This is a genomic window from Archangium sp. (genome assembly GCF_036389735.1).
Classification (GTDB): domain Bacteria; phylum Myxococcota; class Myxococcia; order Myxococcales; family Myxococcaceae; genus Archangium.
In genome coordinates, this window is the sequence record NZ_DASVWK010000512.1 from 1 (window position 1) to 5,317 (window position 5,317).

At 71.1% G+C, this 5,317-nt stretch carries 4 protein-coding genes; all 4 read right to left on the reverse strand.

Annotated features, from left to right (window positions below; genetic code table 11):
* Positions 1 to 1,260 (reverse strand): CheR family methyltransferase (locus tag VF794_RS17910; RefSeq protein ID WP_331112001.1); only part of this gene is annotated, 1,260 nt, incomplete at its 3' end.
* Positions 1,254 to 2,261, reverse strand: coding sequence for a chemotaxis protein CheB (locus VF794_RS17915; RefSeq protein ID WP_331112002.1), 1,008 nt, complete (start codon positions 2,259 to 2,261; stop codon positions 1,254 to 1,256). The genes VF794_RS17910 and VF794_RS17915, both read right to left, overlap by 7 nt.
* A gap of 25 nt (positions 2,262 to 2,286) precedes the next feature.
* Positions 2,287 to 4,596, reverse strand: coding sequence for a hybrid sensor histidine kinase/response regulator (locus tag VF794_RS17920; protein ID WP_331112004.1), 2,310 nt, complete (start codon positions 4,594 to 4,596; stop codon positions 2,287 to 2,289).
* Positions 4,597 to 4,650: 54 nt separating this feature from the next.
* The coding region (locus tag VF794_RS17925) for a methyl-accepting chemotaxis protein (RefSeq protein ID WP_331112006.1) at positions 4,651 to 5,317 on the reverse strand (667 nt) is incomplete at its 5' end.

Below are 5,317 nucleotides of genomic sequence, written 5' to 3' on the forward strand. Positions count from 1 at the left end.
GGCCGCGTTCAACCGCTCTCCCGGCGCCAGCATCAGCGACCACGCGGGCAGCTCGCCCGTGCGCGCGCGCGGAGGCTCGGCTCCCACGGAGGACGTCTCGAGCGACTTCCGGGGCGGCTCGGCCGTGGAGCCAGTCGCCCCCAGGGGCGCCTCGGACACCTTGGGCGCTCCCACCGCGGGCAGGTCCACCGTCTTGCGCGGCGCCACGCCACCCTGAGCCTGGGCACCCGAGGGCGACGCATCGAGCGTCTTCTGCAGGGCCCGGGTGGCGGGCAGCGTCGTGAGGCTCGGGCTCGAAGGCAACGTCAGGGTCGACACCGACTCCCGAGGCTGTACGCTGCCCGAGGACATGGACGGACGGTTGCCCACGGGTGGCAGCGCGCCGATCATCATCGGCCTCGGGCCGGAGCCCGGAGCGCGCACCGGCAGCGGCTTCTCGGGCCGCCGGTAGACGAATGAGCCCTCCACCTCCACCATCTCGAAGCGGTCGTAGACCTTGAAGAGGCTCTCCGAGTAGCCCAGCAGCAGCAGGGCCCCGGGCCGCAGCGCCGTGAGGAAGCGATCCATCAGCGCGCGGATGGTGGGCAGGTCGAAGTAGATGATGACGTTCCGGCAGAGGATGAGATCCATCGACTCCGGCTTGACCTTCTCGAAGACGGGCACGGCGAGGTTCTGCCCGTCGAAGCGGACGTAGTCCTTGAGAGAGGAGACGACCTCGACGCCCTCCTCCATCTGCCGGAAGAAGCGCTGGCGGCGGTCGGGGTGCATGCCGGCGACGCGCCGGGACGAGAAGCGCCCCTGCTTGGCGGCCTCCACCGCTGCGAGGTTCAGGTCGGTGGCCCACAGGTCCACCTCGATGGGGAGCGCGCCCTGCTCCACCAGCACCATGGCGAGGCTGTAGGGCTCCTCGCCGGTGGCGCACCCGGCGGACCAGATGGACACCCGGCGGTTCTCCCGCCGCGCCCGCCACAGCGCGTCCGGGAGGATGCGGGTCTCCAGGGCGCGGAACTGCTTGGGATCGCGGAAGAACTCCGTGTGTCCCACCGTGACGAGCGGCAGCAGCGCGCGCAGCTCGTTCTCGGCGTTCGGGGCGCGCAGGCGCCGCACGTACTCCTCGGAGTCCACGATGCCCACCACGGGCATGCGCGTGGAGAGCGCCAGCCGGAGGCTGTGATAGCCGTCCGGGGTGACCTTCAATCCCGCGCGTTCCAAGAGCAGGGCGGCCAGTTGCTGAAGGGCCCTCGAGGTCACTGTCAGCATGTCTCCACCCACTGGATGAGAGTCCGTGCGATCTGGTCGAGCGGCAGCACCTCTTCGGCGGCGCCGAGCCGCACGGCCTCCTTGGGCATCCCGTACACGGCGCAGCTCGCCTTGTCCTGGGCGATGGTGCGCCCTCCGCGCTCGCGGATTTCCTTCAGCCCTCGAGCGCCGTCCCGGCCCATGCCGGTGAGGATGACGCCCAGGGTGCGCGTGCCGAAAGACTCGGCCGCCGACGTCAGCAGCACGTCACACGAGGGCCGGAAGCCGCGCACGGGCGGGCTCGGATCCAGGGACAACCTGCCCTTGGGGCGCACCACCAGGTGCGTGCCCGAACGCGCGATGTAGACGTTGCCGGGCGCCATCTCCTCCCCATCGGAGGCCTCCACCACGCGCAGCGGCGTCTCGGAGCCGAGCCACTGGGCCAGCCCCTCGGTGAAGCCGTTGCTGATGTGCTGGCAGATGCAGACGGGCGCGGGGAAGCTCTTGGGGAGCATCTTCAGCACCACGGAGAGCGCCTTGGGCCCGCCGAGCGACGAGGCGATGGCCACCAGGGGGAACGGTGCCTCGATGGCCCCGGGGCGTACGTTGGGCTTCTGGGCCTGCACGGGGCGCGTCACGCGCACCTCGGCGAGTAGCATCAGCTTGCGGCCCACCGTGTGCCAGAAGTCGATGCCGGGCTCGGTCGGGCGGTCCACCACCTCCACGGCGCCCACCGCCAGCGCCTGGAAGGCCTCCGCGCCCGAGAGCACGCCCGGGTGGAGCGCCAGCACGGGCACGGGCCGCTCGGCCATCACCCGCGCGATGGCCTGCAGCGCCTCGGGCCCGGACAGGTCCACCACGACCACGTCCGGGTGGAGGCGCTGCACGGTCTCCAGCGCTTCGGAGAACGCGCACACGTTGCCCGCCGGGGCGAGCACCACCCCGTCGAACAAACCCCGCGAGACGCTCTTGAGCACATCGCCCACGAGCAGCACCCGGTATGCGGACGCACCAACGTCCAAGCAGCCCCCTCGCCTTAGAAGTGCCTCAAGTCAGCCGGTCGATGGTCTGCGCCAGGCTCTCCACGCCCAGCTCGCCCTTGACCAGATACGCATCCGCGCCCGCCTCGGCCCCGCGCCGCCTGTCCTCCGGAGACGCGAGCGAGGAGAGGATGATGACCGGCACGCGGGACAGCCCCACGGTGGACTTGAGCCGCCGTGTGAACGAGAAGCCGTCCAGCCGAGGCATCTGCACGTCCGTGAGGATGAGGTCGTACGTCTGGGACTGGGCCTTGAGATAGCCCTCCTCGCCGTCCTGGGCCTCTTCCACGATGTGCCCCAGTGCCTTGACGAGCGCCGACTCGGTGGCGCGCGCGATGGGCGAGTCGTCCACCAGCAGCACCTTGAGGCGCTTGGCGGCCTGACCCTGGGTGACGGGCCGCGCCATGCGGCGCACCTCCGTCATGATGTCGGGCACGTGCAGGAGCACGGCGATGCGGCCGTCCTCCAGCGCGGCGGTGCCGGCGATGAAGGAGGCGCCCTTGAGGAACTCGCCGCCGCAAGGCTTCACCGCCACCTCGCGCTCGTCGACGAAGCCGTCCACCACCAGCGCGGCGAAGTCGTCGCCGTGGCGCACCACCACCGCGGGCGGCTTGTCGAAGCGGTTGCCGCCGTTGACACCCAGCAGCGGCCCCAGCCCCACCAGCGCGGTGGGCTTGCCGCGGTGCCGGACCGCCAGGGTGCCGAAGACCTCCATCCGGTCCTCCGGCTTCACGCGCATCACCGCCACCACATCGGCGGCGGGCATGCCGTAGACGTCGTCGCCCAGGCGCACCAGCAGCACCTTCATCAACGCCAGCGACTGCGGCAGGCGCAGGGTGATGGAGGAGCCACGGCCCTGGCGGCTGACGATGCCCACCGAGCCGCCCAGCGACTCCACCTTCTTCTTCACGACGTCCATGCCCACGCCGCGGCCGGAGATGTCGGTGACCTCCTCGCGGGTGGAGAAGCCGGCGCGGAAGATGAGCTCGATGGCCTCGCGCTCGGAGAGGGCGGCGGCCTGGGCGTCGGACAGCAGGCGCTTGCGCACGGCCACTTCCCGCAGCTTCTGCGGATCCATGCCGCGGCCGTCGTCGGACACCTCGATGCTGAGCATGTCGCCGTCGGCGCGCACGCGGATGGTCAGCTTGCCCGCAGGGGGCTTGCCGAGCATGCGCCGCTCGTCGGGCGACTCCAGACCGTGGTCCACGCCATTGCGCAGCAGGTGCACCAGGGCATCGCGCACGTCGGCCAGCATCGAGCGATCCACGCCGAGGTCGGCGTTCTCGATGACGAGCTCCACCTCCTTGGACTGGGCGCGAGCGATGTCGCGCACGGCGCGCGGGAAGGCGTCGAAGACGGTGGACAGTGGCACGAGGCGGGCCTCGGCCACGTGGTCCGCCATCATGGCGAGGTTGCCGTGCAGCGTCTCGATGCCGTCCCCGTTGCGGCGGGCGAAGCGGAACGCATCGTCGCGCAACATGTGCAGGTCGCTCTCGATGTGCTCCAGCTCGTTGCGCACGGAGTTGGAGACCTGGATCGTCTCGGCGACCTTGAGGAAGCGATCACCCAGGCGCGAGAAGCGCGCGAGCAGCTCCTCGACCTCGGAGGCGCGCAGGCGTCCGCGCGCGCTCTCCACGAGCAGATCTCCCGCGAGCAGGCCGAGCGAGTCGAGCACCTCGACGTTGACGCGGATGCTGCGGTCGGCGAGCGCCTTGGTGGCGTGCGTCTCCTCGTGGGCGTGCTCGGCCTTGGCCACGGGCCGGGACGGAGCCGGAGGCGGCGCGGCCGGGGGCGGCGCGGCCGGGGGCGGTGAGTAGACGGGCTCCGCGGGCTCGGGAGCCGCCTCCATCACCACATGCTCCACGGGTGCCGGAGGCACCACGGGGATGGACGTGCGCGAGGCCGCCCTGACGCCGCCCAGGGGCGGAATCGGGTGACCGGAGGCCGCGGACAGCGCCTCCACCATCTCCTGGGAGGACGCGGTGCCCCCTTGGGCGCCCTCGGTATCCTCCAGCAGGTCCGAGATGGTGTCACAGGCGCGCAACAGGAGGTCCGTGGCCACCTCGGTGGCGGCCCTCCCGTCACGCTCGGCGCGCAGCACGTCTTCGGCCGCATGCGCGAGCTGGCCGATGGCGGCGAGGCCCAGCATGCGGGCCTCTCCCTTCATCGTGTGCAGCTCGCGCGCGACTTCGTCCGCCGCCTGATCCGCCGTGGGCTTCTCCAAATCGAGAACGCCCAGCTGGATCTTCTGGAGACGGTCGGCACTGACCTCCTGGAACTTCTGCAGGAGGGATCTCTTGAGGGACTCGGTGTCCATGACCTGAGGGCGTCAGGGCGGAGGTCCGCCCCGCCTTGCCCCTCCCGCTCCTGTTTAGTCGGCCTTGAAGCGCTTGATGAGCTCGGCCAGACGACCGGCGAGCTGCGTGAGTTCGGCGGCGGCACCCGTGGCCTGCTTGGAGGCCTGGGTGGTCTGACGCGTCACATCCTCGATCTCCGCCATGGAGGCCACCACCTGCTCGGTGGCGGTCCGCTGCTGCTGGGTGGCGAGGTTGATGACGCGAGCCGCGTCACTCGTCTCCTGCACGCCGGCGAGGATGCCCTCGACAGCCTGCGCGGCCACCGCGCCCAGCTTCTCACCGGACTCCGTGGCCTCCTTGGAGGCGTCGGCCGCCGTACCCGCGGCGGCCGTGGCCTCGCGGATCTCGGTGATCAGGTTCTTGATCTCCTTGGTGGACTCCATGACGTTCTCCGCCAGGCGGCGCATCTCGGCCGCGACGATGGAGAAGCCCTTGCCCGCCTCACCGGCGCGGCTGCCCTCGAGGGCGGCGTTGAGGGCGAGCAGGTCCGAGCGGTCGGCGATTTCGTCGATCACCTCGACCACCGTGCCGATGCGCTCGACGCGCTTGGACAGCTTGGTGATGGAGTCGGCCACCGCGACGCCGTCGCTGCGGATCTGCTGCATGGCCTGGATGAACTCGCCGATGGCGCCCCGGCCCGCGCGAGCGGCACCCAGGGTCTCCTCGGCCACGCGCGCCACG

Coding starts and splice junctions, on each gene's coding strand:
- VF794_RS17920 (WP_331112004.1), bottom strand. CDS start 4,596: ATGGACACCGAGTCCCTCAAGAGATCCCTCCTGCAGAAGTTCCAGGAG.